At 28.8% G+C, this 18,130-nt stretch carries 20 protein-coding genes; all 20 read right to left on the bottom strand.

Annotation, left to right across the window (positions count from 1 at the left end):
- Positions 1–176: 176 nt before the first annotated feature.
- Positions 177–872 carry a 5'-methylthioadenosine/adenosylhomocysteine nucleosidase gene (locus tag CP965_RS04180; protein WP_129060828.1) on the bottom strand — a complete coding sequence of 232 codons (696 nt, stop codon included), beginning with the start codon at positions 870–872 and terminating at the stop codon, positions 177–179.
- Positions 865–1,797: an ACP S-malonyltransferase gene (fabD, locus tag CP965_RS04185; RefSeq protein ID WP_129060829.1), complete on the bottom strand. Its 933-nt coding sequence runs from the start codon at positions 1,795–1,797 to the stop codon at positions 865–867. The genes CP965_RS04180 and fabD overlap by 8 nt, the downstream gene beginning before the upstream one ends.
- 113 nt (positions 1,798–1,910) lie before the next feature.
- The gene (locus tag CP965_RS04190; RefSeq protein WP_129060830.1) at positions 1,911–2,483 is read right to left on the bottom strand and encodes an FKBP-type peptidyl-prolyl cis-trans isomerase; all 573 of its coding nucleotides are present in this window, start codon (positions 2,481–2,483) and stop codon (positions 1,911–1,913) included.
- A gap of 8 nt (positions 2,484–2,491) precedes the next feature.
- Entirely contained in the window at positions 2,492–3,484 is a 993-nt protein-coding gene (locus CP965_RS04195; RefSeq protein WP_129060831.1) for a tetratricopeptide repeat protein, read from the bottom strand.
- Positions 3,485–3,486: 2 nt separating this feature from the next.
- The gene (locus CP965_RS04200; RefSeq protein WP_129060832.1) at positions 3,487–4,044 is read right to left on the bottom strand and encodes an OmpA family protein; all 558 of its coding nucleotides are present in this window, start codon (positions 4,042–4,044) and stop codon (positions 3,487–3,489) included.
- Between the two features lie 88 nt (positions 4,045–4,132).
- Entirely contained in the window at positions 4,133–4,579 is a 447-nt protein-coding gene (locus CP965_RS04205) for an SRPBCC family protein (protein ID WP_129060833.1), read from the bottom strand.
- A complete protein-coding gene (locus tag CP965_RS04210) occupies positions 4,576–5,436 on the bottom strand; it encodes a TIGR01777 family oxidoreductase (protein ID WP_129060834.1) in 861 nt (286 codons plus the stop codon). The genes CP965_RS04205 and CP965_RS04210 overlap by 4 nt, the downstream gene beginning before the upstream one ends.
- 12 nt (positions 5,437–5,448) lie before the next feature.
- Entirely contained in the window at positions 5,449–6,159 is a 711-nt protein-coding gene (locus CP965_RS04215; protein ID WP_129060835.1) for a LytR/AlgR family response regulator transcription factor, read from the bottom strand.
- A gap of 4 nt (positions 6,160–6,163) precedes the next feature.
- Positions 6,164–7,153 carry a sensor histidine kinase gene (locus CP965_RS04220; RefSeq protein WP_129060836.1) on the bottom strand — a complete coding sequence of 330 codons (990 nt, stop codon included), beginning with the start codon at positions 7,151–7,153 and terminating at the stop codon, positions 6,164–6,166.
- Positions 7,146–8,561, bottom strand: coding sequence for a phytoene desaturase family protein (locus tag CP965_RS04225; RefSeq protein WP_129060837.1), 1,416 nt, complete (start codon positions 8,559–8,561; stop codon positions 7,146–7,148). The genes CP965_RS04220 and CP965_RS04225 overlap by 8 nt, the downstream gene beginning before the upstream one ends.
- Positions 8,548–9,891: a cryptochrome/photolyase family protein gene (locus CP965_RS04230; RefSeq protein WP_129060838.1), complete on the bottom strand. Its 1,344-nt coding sequence runs from the start codon at positions 9,889–9,891 to the stop codon at positions 8,548–8,550. Before CP965_RS04230 ends, CP965_RS04225 begins: the two co-directional genes overlap by 14 nt.
- Positions 9,888–10,838 (bottom strand): YbgA family protein, encoded by a 951-nt coding sequence (locus tag CP965_RS04235; protein ID WP_129060839.1) that lies wholly within the window; start codon positions 10,836–10,838, stop codon positions 9,888–9,890. Before CP965_RS04235 ends, CP965_RS04230 begins: the two co-directional genes overlap by 4 nt.
- 71 nt (positions 10,839–10,909) lie before the next feature.
- Complete coding sequence (tolB, locus tag CP965_RS04240; protein ID WP_129060840.1) at positions 10,910–12,193, bottom strand: Tol-Pal system protein TolB; 1,284 nt, start codon at positions 12,191–12,193, stop codon at positions 10,910–10,912.
- Positions 12,194–12,196: 3 nt separating this feature from the next.
- Complete coding sequence (locus CP965_RS04245; protein WP_164970995.1) at positions 12,197–12,925, bottom strand: TonB C-terminal domain-containing protein; 729 nt, start codon at positions 12,923–12,925, stop codon at positions 12,197–12,199.
- 1 nt (position 12,926) lies between these two features.
- A complete protein-coding gene (locus CP965_RS04250; protein ID WP_129060842.1) occupies positions 12,927–13,316 on the bottom strand; it encodes a biopolymer transporter ExbD in 390 nt (129 codons plus the stop codon).
- Positions 13,317–13,318: 2 nt separating this feature from the next.
- Positions 13,319–13,879 carry a MotA/TolQ/ExbB proton channel family protein gene (locus CP965_RS04255; RefSeq protein WP_129060843.1) on the bottom strand — a complete coding sequence of 187 codons (561 nt, stop codon included), beginning with the start codon at positions 13,877–13,879 and terminating at the stop codon, positions 13,319–13,321.
- Between the two features lie 8 nt (positions 13,880–13,887).
- Positions 13,888–14,265, bottom strand: a complete 378-nt coding sequence (gene atpC, locus CP965_RS04260; protein ID WP_129060844.1) for an ATP synthase F1 subunit epsilon — start codon at positions 14,263–14,265, stop codon at positions 13,888–13,890.
- A 16-nt stretch (positions 14,266–14,281) separates the two neighbouring features.
- Positions 14,282–15,676 (bottom strand): F0F1 ATP synthase subunit beta, encoded by a 1,395-nt coding sequence (atpD, locus tag CP965_RS04265; protein ID WP_129060845.1) that lies wholly within the window; start codon positions 15,674–15,676, stop codon positions 14,282–14,284.
- A gap of 18 nt (positions 15,677–15,694) precedes the next feature.
- Positions 15,695–16,582: an ATP synthase F1 subunit gamma gene (gene atpG, locus CP965_RS04270; protein WP_129060846.1), complete on the bottom strand. Its 888-nt coding sequence runs from the start codon at positions 16,580–16,582 to the stop codon at positions 15,695–15,697.
- A 10-nt stretch (positions 16,583–16,592) separates the two neighbouring features.
- A complete protein-coding gene (gene atpA, locus CP965_RS04275; RefSeq protein ID WP_129060847.1) occupies positions 16,593–18,110 on the bottom strand; it encodes a F0F1 ATP synthase subunit alpha in 1,518 nt (505 codons plus the stop codon).
- Positions 18,111–18,130 lie beyond the last annotated feature (20 nt).

The raw sequence follows: 18,130 nt of genomic DNA on the forward strand, positions 1-18,130 counted from the left end.
CCATCTCTTCACAACTTTATCAATCACTTTTGATGCCGTTCCTCTGAAATTGGATGGGAATTATAATAGATTTTTCTCCCCTTGTCAAGAGTTATTTATTAATCCTGGCTTAAATTTTGAAATTCTTTCTTTTTTGTTCAAAATCAGTTATTTTAACTGATTTTACTAGCTAAATATTATTTATTTAACTGTTCAACTATTTTTATTAAAAAATTTGCTGAATTTTTTGCAGAAGATTTTAAAAATTCATCAAAATCAAAACCTGCATCCATATCTGCAACATCTGAAATTGCTCTTAATATAAAAAATGGAATATTTAAAGAATCACATATTACAGCTACACTTGCCCCTTCCATCTCTAATGCATCTGCATTAAATTTTTCTTGAACAAATTCTTTTCTCTCTTTAGAATGAACAAACTGATCACCTGTTGCAATAATACCTTCAAATACATCAAGTTTATTTTCTTGAGCAACTTTCTTTGCTACTTCTCTTAATTCATTAGAAGTTTCAACAAATATTTTCCCTCCAGGGACATATCCATTTGGGTGTCCAAAAGCAGTAATATCTAAGTCATGCTGACATAGTTTATCTGCAATTATTAAATCTCCAATCTTAAGTGAAGGATTAATTCCACCTGCAACTCCAGAGAATAATAAAGTGTCACATCCAAACTTTTGAATCATTGTACTTGCAGTTAAAGAAGCAAATACTTTACCTATTTTTGAATAGGCAATAACAATTTCTAATCCATTATAGTTTACTTCATAATACTTGTTATCTGCATAATTAGTAATTTTTATATTATCAAAGTAAGATAAAAGCGGTTCTATTTCTTCTTCCATTGCTCCCATAATTGCTAATTTAGTCATTTAATTCACCAAGTACTTTCTCTAATGATGCAAAATCACTTACATTTATTGTAGGTGTACCTTTGCAAATTTTTCTATTTAAACCTTTTAAAACAATTCCATTACCAAACTCGATAAAACAATCTACTTTATTTGCATTTGCAGCAATTGATTGTTTATATTTTACAGGACTTGTTAATTGAGAAGATAATAATTCAACTGCTTCATCTTTTGTTGAATATGCTTTAGCAGTTACATTTGAAATAACTGGTGAGAATTCATCTTTTAAATACTCTTCTAAATATGGTTTTAAATTCTCTACAGAACTTCTTAATAATTCGCAATGTGAAGCTACAGACATATCTAAGACAATAGCTCTTTTAGCACCTTTTTCTTTAAATACATCTACTAAGCTTTCTAAATCTGCTTTGATTCCTGCTAAAACTAATTGACCATCCATATTATAATTTGCTGGCCAAACTTTTTTACCTAGGTCTTGTTGTTCTTTACAAATATTTTCAACTATAGTGTCATCTAAACCTACTAAAGCCATCATCCCTGCATCTTGTCCACTACAAGCTTCTGTCATAAATAAACCTCTTCTATGAACAAGTTCTACAGCGTCTAAATAATCAATTGCACCTGCACTTACTAATGCAGAAAATTCACCTAATGAGTGACCTAATAAAAACTCTGGTTGGATATCACATTTTTCTTTAAATATTGCATTTGCAATTGAACTAACAAGCAAAATTGCTGGTTGAGTATATTCAGTTTGCCCTATTTTATTATTTTCTTCAAAAAGTAATTTTTCAAAATCAATATTCAGTCTTTGGCTAGCTTTTGAAATCATCTCTTTTGCTAATTCACTATTTTCAAAAAAATCTTTTCCCATCCCAATAGATTGACTTCCTTGACCTGGAAAAATGAAAGCTACTTTTTTCATTATAAACCTTTTAAATTAATTTAGTTTTTTATTATACTTAAGTTTTTTAGTTAGTAAAATAAAAAGGCTCAGAAGAAACTCCTGAGCCTTTTATATTTTTAATAATGAGTAGACTAGTGACTACAACCACAACCACCATGTGATGGCTGTTGAGGCTCAGAGCTACAACAACTCCCTTCAGATCCATGGTCATGGCTTCCACCACCACAACAACCGCCACCCATAGCAGCCATTCCACCAACAACACCTGTTTGAATTTCTTCTTCAGTTGCAGCTCTTAAACTCAATACTGTAACTGAAAACATCAATGTTTTACCAGCTAACGGATGATTATAATCAATAGTTACATCAGAATCAGTAAATGATTTAACAGTTACTTGAACAGTTTCACCTTGTTCCCCTGTACCATATAAAGACATTCCTTCAGTTAACTCAATTCCAGCAAATTGCTCTTTTGGTAAAGTTTGTACTGCTTCTTCATTAAACTCACCATATGCATCTTTTGCTTGAACCATTACATCTGCTTGTTCATTTTCAGACATTTCAATTAATTGATTTTCTAATCCTGGAATTATTTGACCTTTTCCAGAAACAAATTCTAAAGGTGTTCCCCCAACATTTGAATCTAATTGTTCACCAGAATTTGCATCTTTTAATGTATATTCAATTCCTATTACTTTTGACATTTTTACTCCTATTGTTTTATTTTTGATAGATTTCTTGTTGCTGTTTTTGCTTCTTTAGAATTTGGATATATTTCAATTAAAGAAGTATAAAAATTAGCTGCATTTCCAAAATCTTTTATTTTTTCAAATGAAATTGCACTATGAAGTAGAAGCTCTGGCATATAGTCTGCTTTATCATATAACATTGCAGATGTTTTAAAATATGAAATTGCATCTTCATATTTTTTTCTATAATACCATATTTGACCTAAGTAAAAATTACCTTCTGCAGGTTTAAAGTTTACTTCTACTAACTCTTCAAACATTGGAATTGCTTTTGTAAAGTAATCTTTTTTAAATAGTTCTTTTGCTTCCTCTAACATAGCATCTTTTTCTTTGTAAGATAGTACCTTATTAGACTTTTTTTTACTTGTTATTTTTTTACTAGTTTTCGCACCTAAAGATTTTTTTAAGGCTTCAAATTCACTTCTAGTAATAAATTGATTCATATTAGATTTAAACTCTTTTTCCGATATATAAGTTTTATTAAGCTTATTTACCGATTGAGTTAATGTATTTAAAGCTTTTTTTATATTTTCTATATTTTTTTTATTTTGTTCAGATAATTCTTCTTGCATAGATAATATTTGAGTAGATACTGTTTTTAAACTTTCAATATCTGAAAAGTTTTTTTCATTTTTTGTTGAATTTTCTTCAACCTTTTTTATTATTTCATTCAATTTCAAAACTGTTTTATTTAGTTTTTGAGAATCGCCTTCATAAATTGATTCTAAACCATCTATTCTTTCATTCACTGAATTTAAATTGTATTTTACATCTTTAACTTTAGAATCAATGCTACCTAAAGTTTTTTTATTTTTTAAAATATTTTTTTCTGCAGAGTTTAACCCATATGGATTTTTAGAGTCTAAATCACCAGCACCAAAAACTGATACTTCATCTGCTGTAACAGTTATTGTGCTAGTTATAAGAAAACTAGATACTAGTAATTTTCTAATCATTATTATTTAACTAATTTATGTTCTGATCTTCTATTTTTTTGCCAACAAGCTGAATTTTTTTCATTACAAACTGGGTTACTTTCACCAAAACTTACAACTTTAATTGCATTTTCATTAATTCCATCCATAACTAAAGTGTCTTTAACAACTTTTGCTCTTTTTAATCCTAATGCATAATTATATTCATCAGTTCCCCACTCATCGCAGTTACCTTCTACTTTTATAATTGTATCAGATTCTACAGAAGATAATTTAGAAGCATTTTCTTTTGCAACTTCTTTCATTTCAGTAGTTAAACTATACTTATCAAAACCAAAATAAATATTTTTGATTAACTCTTTTTTTCCATTAATCATATAATAATAACCATCTTCACTACTTTCAACTAGTGAATCATTAATAACCTCATCTTGGATATTTGAATCATCAATATTATTTAATGCTGATTCCGATGTTTCTGGAGCTTGTGTAGCTGGACTTGAAACTTCAACTTCTTTTTGACTACACCCAGTAAAAAGTACTGCTGCAATTAATAAAGAATAAATACTTACTTTCTTCATAATTAATTCCCTTAAAAAAAATTTGTATTGATTTTACAAAATTTAAACTTAATACTGACTAATTATTTCTAGGATACAAACCTAGTTTTTATACTTTTGTTAATAGTTCTTTTGTTATTTTATGCCTAAATGTAAACATTGTATTTAACTCTCTTTGAATTAAAAAATTAAAAAAGTTACCTATTATGCCAAAAGGTAACTCATATTCTACAATATCTTTTAACTCACATAAATTACCTTTTTTTGTAAAAATATGATAATGTTTCCAATATCTAAAGGGCGACTTTAAGGCTAAATCAACTAAGATATTTGGTCTTTCTAATTTTTCTATCTTTACTTCCCAGTTTATAGGTAAAAAATTTTTTACTGTTTTTATTTTTAAAACTTCATTCTTTTTGGGAGTGAAGTTTTCTTTTAAAAAAGTTATTTGTATGTTATCTGGAGTAATTGCTTTTAAATTATTTACATCCAAATGAAAATCAAATAACTCTTCTAATTCACAGCTAATTAGTGATATTTTTTCATACTTTTTCATTTTCTATTTACTATACTATTAATTGTTTCATCAATAGTTGTATGTTTAAAAACAAAGCCACTATCAACCAATCTTTTTGGCTCAACACACTGTCCATCTGTTAAAACCTTTGCACCTTCACTAAAGATAAGATTTAACATAAATTCAGGAACAGGTAATAAAGTTGGTCTATTTAGAGCTGTTCCTAAAGCTTTTGTTAATCCTTTATTCGTTGTTGGCATAGGTGAAGTAAGATTAAATACTCCATTTAAATCTACATTCTCAATTACAAATTTATATGCATTTAACAAATCATCTATATGAATAAAAGAGAAATGTTGATTTCCAGTTCCAATAGTTCCACCTACTCCCATTTTAAAAGGAAGTAACATTTTTTCTAAAGCTCCACCCTTTCCTAAAACTATTCCAAATCTAAAAATAGAAGTTCTTATATCTAACTCTTTTGCTTTTAAAGCTTCTTTTTCCCAGTTTTTACAAAGAGTTGATAGAAAATCATCTGCGTACTCAAAATACTCCTCATCATAACAATCTTTATTGCTATATATACCTACAGCTGAAGTTGAAATAAAAAGTTCTGGTTTTACTTTTGCTTTTGTCATTGCATGAACTAAAGCTTTTGTTGTATCAATTCTACTGCTATACAATAATTTTTTATAAGAGTCTGTCCATCTATTTATTATATTTGCCCCAGCCAAATTTATAACAATATGAGCTTTTTCTATAATTGATAGTAGCTTTGCTTTATTTTTTAAATCTTCTCTTTTGATTGAAATAACATCAAAATCTTTTTTAGAAAAAAAACTTTTTATATTTGTTCCAACAAATCCACTTGAACCAGTTATTGCTATAGTTTTCATCTAAAATCCTTTTTATATAGTTTTATTATCTAAATATTCTCTAAACTCTTTTGCACCATCTTTTGATGTTGTAACTAAGTCATCTATATCAACAAACGATATTTCTAGTTTTGATTGTTCAATACTTTGCATTGATTTAATTTTATCAACATTGACTATATATGACCTATGAACTCTAAAGAAGTTCTTATCTGAAAGAATCTTTTCCATATCACCAATTTTTTTTCTAACATAAGCATCGGTTTCTTTGATTTTTATAATAACTTCATCTAAATCCGCTTTTATATAGTATATATCATCTAAAGAGATTAAATATATTTTATTTCCTCTTTTAGCAACTATCTTTTTAGTTTCACTAACCTTAGTATCTATATATTTTCCTATTTTTTCTAAACACTTACTAACAGTTTCATTAGATATTGGTTTTAATAGATAATCCATTCCTCCACTTTTAAAAGCTTCTAAAGCATACTCTTCATGAGCCGTTTGAAAGATAATAAAAGTATTTGGATTCATCTCTAAAAGAGTATTTGCTAAATCAAGACCACTCATTGTAGGCATAGAAATATCTAAAAAAGCAATATCAAACTTTGATTTTGTTGCTTCTTTTATAGTATCAAGTGGTGTTGAAGCTTCAGTAATATCACTAATACCCTCTTCTTCTAAAATTCTTTTTAATCTACTAAGAGCTAATTTTTCATCATCTACAATAAGTGTTTTCAAAACTTTACCTTTTTATCTTTATTATAAAACTCATTTTTTCATTTTCTATCTTATATTCTAGCTTTCCTATGTTTAATAAGTGCAATCTTTTCTGTAAATTACTAAGTCCAGTACCAAATTTCACTTCTTCTGGTAAAACACCATCATTTGTAACTACAATTGAGTTCGAATCAGCTTTTATATCTATATTTAAAGCTTCAGACTTATATCCATGTTTTATTGCATTTTCTACTAATAGTTGAATAGAGAACTTTGGTACGTGAATATATCCTGTATCTTCATCAAAAGAGCTTGTCATTTTTATATTATTATCAAATCTAATATTTTCTATATCTAAATAGGTTTCAACCATTTTTATTTCTGTTTCTAAAGAGATAAGACTATCTTTAGTAATTGCATTTCTTAAAAAAGTTGAAATATCCAGTGCTGCTTTTTCTGCTTTTTTTTGGTCAATATAAATTAATTCAGAAAGAGAATTTAAGGCATTAAATAAAAAATGAGGATTAAGTTCACCTTCTAAAGCTTTAATTTTTGTTTCTAAAACCTCACTTGTGATTGACTCATTTCTATATTTCATTGAAATAAACTGATGAAGAATCATACCTACTAAAAAAGTTAAAAATCCTATTGTAATACTAATATAAAACCAGAAAGGCTTAATGAAATTGATAATATTATATTCACTTAGAGAAAAGATATAGTAAGAGAAAGAGAAACCTAAAAAGCCAGAAAAGAAAGAAAAAATAAAACTAATTAAATACCAAAACTTTTCATTAACTCGAGGTAAAATATAGTCATTTGAAATAGTTATTAGAATAAATGCAAAAAATGAAATAGATACAGCACTTAAAATGCTAAAAAAAATAGTTGATATATTTTGTAAGTCTTCATTCATAAAATAAAGAAATAAAGAGATTAAAAAACCAAAACATGCACCAATTAAAATAATATATAACCAATCAACAATTGATATTTTTAATTTTACACTATCCATTTAACTCTTCCTTTAATACATGTACGCCTAAAGCAATTCCAGGCCAACCTTGTCCAGCAAAAACTGTATCTCCAACATTATACAAACCTTCAAATGGTGTTCTACAACTTGGAATTTGTAGTAAAGTGTTTAAAGTTATTGCTTTACCACCACAGTTATCTCTATTTATAAAACGATTAAATGTTTTAGCTGTTCCACTAAAAGAGATTTGAATATCTTCTTTACTTATGTTATCAAAGTTTTCTAAAAAACTATTTATTATAAACTCTTCAGTTATAAATTTTTGTCTTTTATACTCATCTTTATTTAAATTACTCCAAAATCTTGCTTTTGTATGGGTTGATATAGTTATACTTATTCCATTTTCAGACATTTTATTATCGTCTATGGAACTAAGAGATACAAAATAAGAGTTAGAAAGAGCATTTGGAATCTCATTTTCTAAAATTATTTGATAATGATGTAATAAGTTTTCTTTTTTATTTATGGTCATATGTATAACAAAAGCACTTTGGTCATTGAATGAAAACTTATTATAATATGACTTTATTTTTTCATCTTCAAATAACTTTGAACTATCATAAATTGTAGAATTCAATATCACATTCTTTGCTTTATACTCACCTTTTCTTGTTTTTAAAAGATATATATCATTTTGTTTTATTATTGATTTTACTTCTTCTTTATTATGAGTTTCTACTTCTTTCAATAATTCATCAAAAATTGAACCCATTCCACCATTTACATAAAATACATCATGGAAAGGATAAGCTAAACCTAAAGCTAATGATAACAAAGAGATATCTTTTGATGTTGTTTGCAAAGTTATTAGAAGCTGTGAATCTATAAAGTCTTGATACTCCTTTGAAATATCACCTAAAGTATCTTTTATAAAACCTCTTGCAGTTTTAAATAAATCAAACTTAAAAGTTAAAAAAATCTCACTTACTGATTTAATTGTTTTTATATAAGAAGATAATGAGTATTTTGAATAATATACATTTTTTAGTTTCCAAAACTTCTCATCTAATTGCTTTATTATCTGCCAAAAGACTCTATTGTTTTTATTTGGATAAGCTTTGTCTATCTGAGATAAAAACTTTTCAAAATCTTTTACTCTATCAATTGTTTTACCATTTTGAAGAATTCTTATTGCTATATCACTCTTTTTTAAATCTAAATTTACATTAGCTTTATCAAATATCTTTTTTAAAGGATGATTCTCTTCATAGCCAACAAGTGTTGTTGCTCCACTATTATAATAATTGCCAAATCTTTTAAAAGTACTTGCACAGCCTCCAAGATTAGTATCTTTTTCAAAAACTATTACATCTTTTTGCTTATTTAAAGAGGCAATCATGCTACCTCCCATTCCAGAGCCAACAATGGCTAAATCATAAGTTTTCATCTTTAGCCCTTTTGAAATTTTCTATTGCTCTTTTTCTTGATAAAGATATATCAACTATTGCTTTAGGATAATTATAAAAAAGATTTGAAGAAAGTGCATTTTCTATATGGAAAAGTTTTGGGTTCACTTCTTCTAATTCTTTAATAACTGATTTTATAAAAAGACCATCTTTATCAAATTTTGAAGATTGAGTATAAGGATTAAATACTCTAAAATATGGAGCAGCATCAGCACCTGTACTTGCAGCCCATTGCCAGGAACCAATATTTGAACTTGCTTCATAATCAAGAAGTTTTAAAGCAAAATACTTCTCACCCTTCTTCCAATCAACAAAAAGGTTTTTTGTTAAAAATGAAGCAACAATCATTCTTAATCTATTGTGCATTCGACCAGTTTTATTTAAATGAATCATTGCAGCATCAATTATAGGAACACCGGTTTTACCTTCACACCATTTTTTAAAATCTTCTTTATTTTGATTCCACTTTATTTCTATACCATTAAAATTTTCTTTTTGTGAGTTTGGAAAATGAAATAGTATATAATTGTAAAACTCTCTCCAAAAAAGCTCTCTAATAAAGAATTCATAATCATTCATATTTGATCTTTTTACAATGTTAAATATCTCTTTTGCAGATATTAGTCCAAATCTTAAATGAACAGATAATTTTGAAGTGGCATCTATATAAAAAAAGTCTCTATTTACTTGATACTCATCTATTTTTGATAAGAACTCTTTTAATAACTTTTTTGCATCTTTATATAAAAAAGATGGTAATTCCTGTTTTTGAAAACCTAATTCTTCTAATGAGACAAACTTTTCGTAATCAAACTTTACAAGTTTAAGATTTTCATTTCTTTTATACTCTTCAATATTTGAAGCTTGAGTTATCAAGTGTAATGACTTATAAAAAGGTGTAAATACTTTATAAGGAGTTCCATCACTTTTAAGATGTTCATTTGGATTTAAAATAAATGAATCATTAAATCTTTTTAAAGGAATGATTTTTTCAACTTCATTATCTCTTTTAATAGCATAAGAATCAAAATCTACAGAACATAGAACTTCATCAAAATCATTTGCTAAATTTTTAAAAACATTTAATGGTTCATCATAAAATATTGCTAAATCTAAACCTAAAGATTGAAGCTCTTTCTTTAGGTTTAATACAGACTCATAAATAAATGAAACCCTTTTATCATCTTTTGGTAAAGAGCCTAAAATATTTTTATCAAAAATAAAAATAGGAAGAACTTCGTTTTCTGCATAGGCTAATAATGCTGAATCTGAAACTCTTAAATCTCTTCTAAACCAAAGTATTTGTCTCATTTATAAGCCTTTACTGTTGATCTTAAAGCTAATTCTTTTGGATAAGGGCTTAAAAATTTTTGTTTTAATAAATACTCTAAATCAAATCTTTTTGTATAAATATTAAGAAGTTTAATCACTGCAATTAAAGGAATAATCCCTTCTTTAAACTCTTCCATTGATTCTAACATTTCTTCTTTTTCTTCTTTTGTGATTAACTTTTTAAAATAACCTAGTATATGAAGAAGTACATTGTAAGTTTTTGAAATACTTCCTTTTTTTGAAATTGCTTCTAAAAAAGCTACTTTATATAAAGATAAGACCTCTTCTATATCTTTTTTTTCATGATTTGCAACAATATTTCCAAGTTCTTTGTATGAACTTTGAGATTTTGAATATATTAGGTATTTATAAGAAGTATGAAAATCAACTAAATCTTTGAAAGATGGCTTTGATTTTAAAAACTCAAAAAGATGTCTATATGCAAATATTTGCATTAAGAAGTTTTCTCTAAGCCAAGGGTCATTTAATCGTCCTTCTTCTTCTAAAGGAAGTAAAGGAAAGTTTTCTTTTATTTTACCTGCAAATACACCAACACCTTTTTTTTCACTTGGAGCTTCTTTATCTTGATAGATCTTTACTCTTTCAAGTCCACAAGTTGGAGACTTTGATTTTAAAATAAAACCACAAAGTTCATCTTGCTGCATTTGTTCTACACAAACTTGAGATATATTTACTAACTCGTCAGTAACATCTTTTTTTGTATTTGAAGTAATAACTCGTACTTCATTATCTTTTTCAACTAATCTAATAGCCTCTCTTGGTGTAGAAAAAACCATCTTTTCAGGACAATAAGGATCAAACTCAAAGTACTCTTGTAAAATATTTGTTATGAAGTTGTCTTTAGAATTAGCACCATCATATCGGCACATTGTTCCAATAAGACAAGAAGATACACCTAGTTTCATTTTAAACTCCTTTTAGGAAATTATAATAAAACTAGTATATCTTTGTATATATAAAATGTTAGTTTATAATATTACCAATCTATAGATTGAATTTTTCCATTCTTTAATGGGAAGGTAAATGATTTAGAATAATTAAGTCTAATAATACCTATTGAACTTCTATTATTTACTGTTTTTAAGAAAATTATAGATTCTCCATCTTTTGAAAACTTAGGAAATTGATTACTTCCTGTTGAAGTAAGTCTTTTAAGAAAATCACTTTTTGTAGACATTAAATAAAGATTAAAAATAAAACTTCCAAATTCACTATTCCTATCTCTACTTGTATAAACAATGTAATCTTTATAAGATGTTGCTGAAGAGTTATTGTTTCCATGATAAACCAATCTTTCAACACCTCTACCACCAATTTTTTTTGCAAATATATTAGGATAATTTAATCTATCTGAAACAAAAACAATTCGTTTTTCATTTTCAATAAAATGAGCTCCAACATCAATTCCATTATATGTAGTAAGTCTTGTTTTTGTTTTTGTTTTTGTATCGAATAAATAAATGTCAGGTTGATTATTTGGTGCGGCAGTAACTAATATCTTATTTCCATCTTTACTTATATCTGATGCAACTAACATTCCTTCACTAGTCATTAATACTTCTCTTTGCCTAGTATAAATATTAGTTTTAATAAGGGTCGGTATACCCTTATCATATGTTGTATAATAAAAAGAATCTTGCTTTTCATTTGCCCATTTAGGAAAAATATTTAGCCCACCTCTAATAATAGACTTTTGGAAAGTTAATGTATAATCAGCAATTATAATATCTGCTTTTTTTGCACTCTTATATTGAGAAAAAATTACAAACTTATCCATCCAATCAATTGGTGGTGCATTTAAATATTTATTAATTGATATTGCAGCCCTATGAGCTACAAAAGGATATCTATCTTCTTTTGAGGTAGAAAAACTTTTATTTAATACCATATTTTTTGCATTAATATCATACATTTTTATCATAACAGAATAGCCCCCAAAGCTACTAACTGTAGAACTAACATTTACAAAAAGATCTATACCTTTATTAGATAAAGCAAGCATATCAGGACTTGAATTATAATTAATTACTTGTTGACTCTTTAAAACATCAAAATGACCACTTACTTTTAAGTCTTTTTCTATCATATTTGCTACTTTTGATGTAAGAGACGACTGCATTGCATCAGGAGCTACTGAAACTACTATTTTTGGAAGAGAACCTGACTTTTTAATAATATCAAGTTCTGCATCAGCTGCAAAGACTGATGTAATCATAAAAAATAGTAAAAAAACTATTTTTGTACCTCTATTTCTTATCATTTATTACCCTTCTGATTTAAAATTAATAATAATATCAACTTTATCATTGATATTATGTGTAGGAAAAGACTCATTAACTTGAGAATCTAAAAACTCTTTTAATGACTCATCAAAACGTACATCATTTGAATACTTAATAATTCTGTAATCAAAATCTCCACCATTTGTAATCATTACAAGAACTTTTACAGTTAAACCATTCTCTAAAAGTTTTGGATTCCATCTTTGCCATAGAATTTCTTTTACTTTTGAAAAATATTCATGTTCTTCACCTTTATTAGATGTAGACTTTATTTGTTTATTCGTTGTTGTTTTTACATCATTTAAAAGTTTTGAAACTGACACATTATCTGTTTTCTTTTGTTTTTGGAATTTTGAACGAAACCTACTAGGGTCAATAGATGCCTTTTGTGTTGTAGTTTCTTTTTCCACAATATTTTTTGATTTCGTCTTAACATTAGCAAATAAAGATTTAAAATCTGCTTTTTCTTTATTTGATCGTGAAGTAGATTTTTTTACAACTTTTTCTACTTTTTTTTCACTCTTTTTTGCAACTTGTTTTTTTTCAGACTTACTAGTAATTAATTCAAGTTCTAAAATGGTGGCTTTAGTACTTATATCATATTTTTTTGCAGTAGGTGAATTTATATAAAAAAGAAATAAAAGACCAACTACTAAATAAATAGAAATTGAAACTAACCCTGATAGATAAAAATATTCTTTATCTTTCATTTCATCCATCTGTTATTAAAGAAACTTTAGTAAAACCAGCCTCTTTAACTGATCTTAATATATATATTACATCATCATACATTAAAGTTTTTTCTGCACGTATGTGAATGGGAGTTTTTCTATCCATACTTTCTGCAAAAAGTACAAAATTATCTGCAAAATCAGAAAACTCGAAACTTTTTTTATTAATTTTAATCTCTTTATCTTTTGTAAGTAGGATATCAATTTTTTTAACTGCTTTTATTTGTTGAGATTTGCTTCCTTTTGGAAGATTAATAGCCTCTTCAAATTCTACAACAGGTGCAGTAACCATTAAAATTGCAAGTAACACAAGCATAATATCAACTAAAGGAGTAATATTTAAGTCAGGTTTTTGATTATAATCAAACATGATTAACCTTTTGCTATCAAGATTTTTGCTTGTGCCTTAATATAAGTATTTAATTCATAAACTTTTCTTACTAATATTTGATGAAATGTATATGCAAAAATTGCTACAAAAATACCAGCTGCAGTTGCAACTAAAGCTTCAGAAATTGCAGGAGCAATTACAGAAAAACCTACTTTTGAGTGACTTGAAAATTTTGCAAATGATTCAAGAATACCTACTACTGTTCCAAACAGTCCAATAAAAGGAGCAGTTGATGCAATAATTGACATCCATGATATTCCAACACTTGCATCTTTAATTATATTTATTTCACATGCATGAAGAATATCTTTATTTGTAACTCCATTTGCACATTTACTAAGTGCAGACATAGGACTTAAAGTTGAACTTCTTGATGTTAATGCTTCTAAAGATTTTTTTTCAGTAAGAATTGAAGACTTTAAAGAAAGGAATCTATAAATAAATATCCAAAAAACTATAATCATATATAATGAAAGTGACCATAACACTAAAAGTGTTATAGCACTACCATTACTTAAATAATTTAAAGCTGAATCAATCATTATCTTTCTTAAGCGAATGAGTTGATTTTAGCCTCAACTGCTGCTAATGATACATTTGCATCTTTAACAGAGTTAACTAAATCTTTTGCTGATTCAATATTTTTAGCAATTTCAGAGTCAGCTCCTGAAGTAAGAGCTACTGCTCCATCAACTAAAACGTCAACAGAACTTTCACCAACTTTAACGTGACCCCAGTTAATTGCAACTGCTTCAGTTGAATCTTCTTTTTCAATTATAATTACGCCAACTGTAAGTGATGATACTAAAGACGCATGTCCTGGTAAAACTCCGAACTCTCCCTCTTTTCCTGGAAGAGTTACAGACTTTACATCATCACTAAAGATCTGACCATTTGGTGCAACTATTGATAATTTTAGTGTATCCATAAGCATGCCTTATTTGTTATTTCATATCCTCAGCTTTTGCTAATACCTCGTCGATTCCACCAACCATATAAAATGCCATTTCTGGAATATCGTCATATTTACCATCTAAGATACCTTTGAATCCAGCGATAGTATCTGATAATTCAACATACTTACCTGGAGATCCTGTAAATACTTCTGCAACGAAGAATGGTTGAGATAAGAATCTTTCGATTTTTCTAGCTCTTGCAACAACAAGTTTATCTTCTTCAGATAATTCATCCATACCAAGAATTGCAATAATATCTTGTAAATCTTTATATTTTTGTAATACTGATTGAACACCTCTTGCTACTGCATAGTGTTCTTCACCTAATACATCTGCAGAAAGAATTCTAGAAGATGAATCTAGTGGATCAACCGCTGGGTAGATACCTTTTTCTGCAATTTTTCTGTTAAGTACTGTAGTTGCATCTAAGTGGGCAAATACTGAAGCAGGAGCAGGGTCAGTTAAGTCATCAGCTGGAACGTATACAGCTTGAACAGAAGTAATTGAACCTTTTGCAGTTGAAGTAATTCTCTCTTGTAATGCACCCATTTCTCTAGCTAATGTTGGTTGGTAACCAACAGCTGATGGAATTCTTCCTAATAATGCTGACATCTCAGAACCTGCTTGAGCAAATCTAAAGATATTATCAACGAACATTAATACATCAAGACCTTTTTCATCTCTGAAGTACTCAGCCATAGTAAGACCAGTTAATGCAATTCTATTTCTTGCACCTGGAGGCTCACTCATTTGACCATAACATAATGCAACTTTATCAAGTACATTAGAGTCTTTCATTTCGTAGTAAAGGTCATTACCTTCTCTTGTTCTTTCACCAACACCTGCAAATACTGAGTAACCTGAGTGTTTAAATGCAACATTATGGATAAGCTCCATAATAATAACTGTTTTACCAACACCAGCACCACCGAATAGTCCTACTTTACCACCTTTTGAGTATGGTGCAAGTAAGTCAACAACTTTGATACCTGTTTCAAACATTTCAGTTTTAGTAGATTGCTCTTCAAAAGTTGGAGCAGCTCTATGGATTGACCATCTTTCAGTATCTTCTGAAATTGCTTCACCTTCATCAACTGGATCACCAATTACGTTAAAGATTCTTCCAAGTACAGCTTCACCAACTGGAACCTTAATTGGTCCACCAGTAGCAGTACACTCTTGTCCTCTTTTTAAACCTTCTGTCATATCCATAGCAATAGTTCTAACTCTGCTATCACCAATGTGTGCAGCAACTTCTAGAACTAATCTATCTTGGTTAACGTCCGCTAATGTAACTTCAATAGCTTCGTTAATTTCTGGTAAATATCCGTCGAACTCAACGTCTACAACAGGACCCATTACCTGAATAATATTACCTTTCATACGGGCAGCTCCTTTAAATTATTTTAATGATTCAACACCACTGATAATCTCTATCAGCTCTGTTGTAATTGCAGCTTGTCTAGCTTTATTATACTCAACTGTTAGCGAGTTAACTCTGTCTTTAGCATTATTAGTTGCAGCTTCCATAGCTTGCATTCTTGCAGAGTGTTCTGCTGCTAAAGAATCAATTAAAGAATAGTACATATTGAAATCAATATATTTATTCGTTAATTCTTCTAACACTTCTTCATCATCATCTGGTTCAATTTCTAGCATAGATGTTTCATTTTCTATAGTTTCAACATCCTCTAGGCTAATTGGAAGTAGTTCTCTTACTCTAATTTCTTGAGTAAGCATATTTAAGAATCCATTGTAAACTAAAATTACTTTATCAGTTTCACCTTTTTGGAAATCCTCTACTACATCTTTAATGAAATCTGCAGCTCTATCATAATCTGGTGCAGAAGATAAGTCTGTTACCTTCTGAGATAATTCAACACCTTGGAAAGAGAAGAAATCAACTCCCTTTCTTCCAGCAGCTCTATATCTAACATTTGCACCTTTAGATTTATAATCAGCGGCTAATTCATTAACTTTCTTAATCGTTGCCATGTTAAAACCACCACAAAGACCTTTGTCAGCAGTAACAAAAACAATATCAATTGTTTTTGGGTTCTCGTTAGGGATAAACGCTTTATTGTGATTACCACCATCTTGAACTTTGCTAACTCTGTTTGCGATCTCAGAAAGAACTTCATTAATCTTCTTAGCATAACTTCTAGATTGATCAGACAGTTGTCTAGTTCTAGTAAGTTTTGCAGAAGATACAAGCTTCATAGCTTTTGTAGTCTTCTGAGTGTTTTTAACACTTCCAATTTTTAATTTAATTTCTTTTAAGTTAGCCATAGACTAATCCTTATTTAGCATTAAAAACAGTTTTAAACTCTTCTAATGCAGCTTTTAATGCTGACTCAGTCTCATCATCTAATTTTTTCTTAGATTTAATATCATCTAAAATATTTGCATATTTTTGTTCAATGAATGAGTGTAACTCTTCTTCGTATTTAACTACATCAGATACAGCAACATCATTTAAATAACCTTTTGTACCAGCATAGATAATAACAATTTGTTTTTCAATAACTAATGGTTTATTAACACCTTGTTTAAGTACTTCAACCATTCTTTGACCAAGCTCAAGCTCTTTTCTTGTAGACTCATCTAAATCAGATGCGAATTGTGCGAATGCTTCTAGCTCTCTATATTGTGCAAGAGATAATTTTAATGTACCAGCAACTTGTTTAGTAGCTTTAATTTGTGCAGCACCACCAACTCTTGATACAGATAAACCAACGTTAATTGCAGGTCTAATACCAGAGTTAAAAAGGTTTGTTTCTAAGAAGATTTGACCATCTGTAATAGAAATAACGTTTGTTGGAATATATGCAGCAACATCACCTGCTTGTGTCTCAATAATTGGTAATGCAGTCATAGACCCAGCACCATTTTCATCAGACATTTTTGCAGCTCTTTCTAATAATCTTGAGTGTAGATAGAATACATCCCCTGGGAATGCCTCTCTACCTGGAGGTCTTCTTAATAATAAAGACATCTCTCTATATGCAACTGCGTGCTTAGATAAATCATCATAGATAATTAAAGCATGTTTAGCGTTATCTCTAAAATACTCACCAATTGTAACACCTGTATATGGTGCTAAGAATTGAAGTGCAGATGATTCAGAAGCTGATGCATTAACTACAACAGTATAATCCATTGCTCCACCCTCTTCTAAAGTTCTAACAACGTTAGCTACAGAAGATGATTTTTGACCAATTGCAACATAAATACAAACTACATCTTCACCTTTTTGGTTAAGAATTGTATCAACTGCAACAGTTGTTTTACCAGTTTGTCTATCACCAATAATAAGCTCTCTTTGCCCACGTCCTATTGGAACTAGTGCATCAATTGCCTTAATACCAGTTTGTAATGGCTCATGAACAGATTTTCTAGCCATGATTCCTGGAGCTTTTTCCTCAACAAATCTTGACTCAGCTGCTTCAATAGTACCTTTACCATCAATTGGTTCACCAAGTGCATTTACAACTCTTCCAACCATTCCTTCACCAACTGGTGTTTCTAATAGTTTTCCAAGTCTTTTACAAGAAGAACCTTCTCTTAATCCTTCTCCAGAACCAAGAACAACAACACCAACTGCAGATTCCTCTAAGTTTGATGCTAATCCTCTTTCACCATTTTCAAATTCTACTAGCTCCCCAGCCATTACATTTTTAAGACCGTAAACTTGAGCAATACCATCTGCAAATGAAATGATTTTACCTGTCTCGTTAACGTCTACATTTAATTCAAAGTTATCAATTCTTTCTTTTATGATAGAACTGATTTCATCTGCTTGAATTTTTGCACCCATTCAATATCTCCTTTATAAAT

Origin of the sequence: Halarcobacter mediterraneus, from assembly GCF_004116625.1 — a bacterium.
In the GTDB taxonomy this organism is placed as follows: Bacteria; Campylobacterota; Campylobacteria; order Campylobacterales; family Arcobacteraceae; genus Halarcobacter; species Halarcobacter mediterraneus.

Excerpts from the sequence above, each read along its gene's own strand:
- CP965_RS04180 (WP_129060828.1), bottom strand. The coding sequence starts at position 872 with ATGACTAAATTAGCAATTATGGGAGCAATGGAAGAAGAAATAGAACCG.
- fabD (WP_129060829.1), bottom strand. The coding sequence starts at position 1,797 with ATGAAAAAAGTAGCTTTCATTTTTCCAGGTCAAGGAAGTCAATCTATT.
- CP965_RS04190 (WP_129060830.1), bottom strand. The coding sequence starts at position 2,483 with ATGTCAAAAGTAATAGGAATTGAATATACATTAAAAGATGCAAATTCT.
- CP965_RS04195 (WP_129060831.1), bottom strand. The coding sequence starts at position 3,484 with ATGATTAGAAAATTACTAGTATCTAGTTTTCTTATAACTAGCACAATA.
- CP965_RS04200 (WP_129060832.1), bottom strand. The coding sequence starts at position 4,044 with ATGAAGAAAGTAAGTATTTATTCTTTATTAATTGCAGCAGTACTTTTT.
- CP965_RS04205 (WP_129060833.1), bottom strand. The coding sequence starts at position 4,579 with ATGAAAAAGTATGAAAAAATATCACTAATTAGCTGTGAATTAGAAGAG.
- CP965_RS04210 (WP_129060834.1), bottom strand. The coding sequence starts at position 5,436 with ATGAAAACTATAGCAATAACTGGTTCAAGTGGATTTGTTGGAACAAAT.
- CP965_RS04220 (WP_129060836.1), bottom strand. The coding sequence starts at position 7,153 with ATGGATAGTGTAAAATTAAAAATATCAATTGTTGATTGGTTATATATT.
- CP965_RS04225 (WP_129060837.1), bottom strand. The coding sequence starts at position 8,561 with ATGAAAACTTATGATTTAGCCATTGTTGGCTCTGGAATGGGAGGTAGC.
- CP965_RS04230 (WP_129060838.1), bottom strand. The coding sequence starts at position 9,891 with ATGAGACAAATACTTTGGTTTAGAAGAGATTTAAGAGTTTCAGATTCA.
- CP965_RS04235 (WP_129060839.1), bottom strand. The coding sequence starts at position 10,838 with ATGAAACTAGGTGTATCTTCTTGTCTTATTGGAACAATGTGCCGATAT.
- tolB (WP_129060840.1), bottom strand. The coding sequence starts at position 12,193 with ATGATAAGAAATAGAGGTACAAAAATAGTTTTTTTACTATTTTTTATG.
- CP965_RS04245 (WP_164970995.1), bottom strand. The coding sequence starts at position 12,925 with ATGAAAGATAAAGAATATTTTTATCTATCAGGGTTAGTTTCAATTTCT.
- CP965_RS04250 (WP_129060842.1), bottom strand. The coding sequence starts at position 13,316 with ATGTTTGATTATAATCAAAAACCTGACTTAAATATTACTCCTTTAGTT.
- CP965_RS04255 (WP_129060843.1), bottom strand. The coding sequence starts at position 13,879 with ATGATTGATTCAGCTTTAAATTATTTAAGTAATGGTAGTGCTATAACA.
- atpC (WP_129060844.1), bottom strand. The coding sequence starts at position 14,265 with ATGGATACACTAAAATTATCAATAGTTGCACCAAATGGTCAGATCTTT.
- atpD (WP_129060845.1), bottom strand. The coding sequence starts at position 15,676 with ATGAAAGGTAATATTATTCAGGTAATGGGTCCTGTTGTAGACGTTGAG.
- atpG (WP_129060846.1), bottom strand. The coding sequence starts at position 16,582 with ATGGCTAACTTAAAAGAAATTAAATTAAAAATTGGAAGTGTTAAAAAC.
- atpA (WP_129060847.1), bottom strand. The coding sequence starts at position 18,110 with ATGGGTGCAAAAATTCAAGCAGATGAAATCAGTTCTATCATAAAAGAA.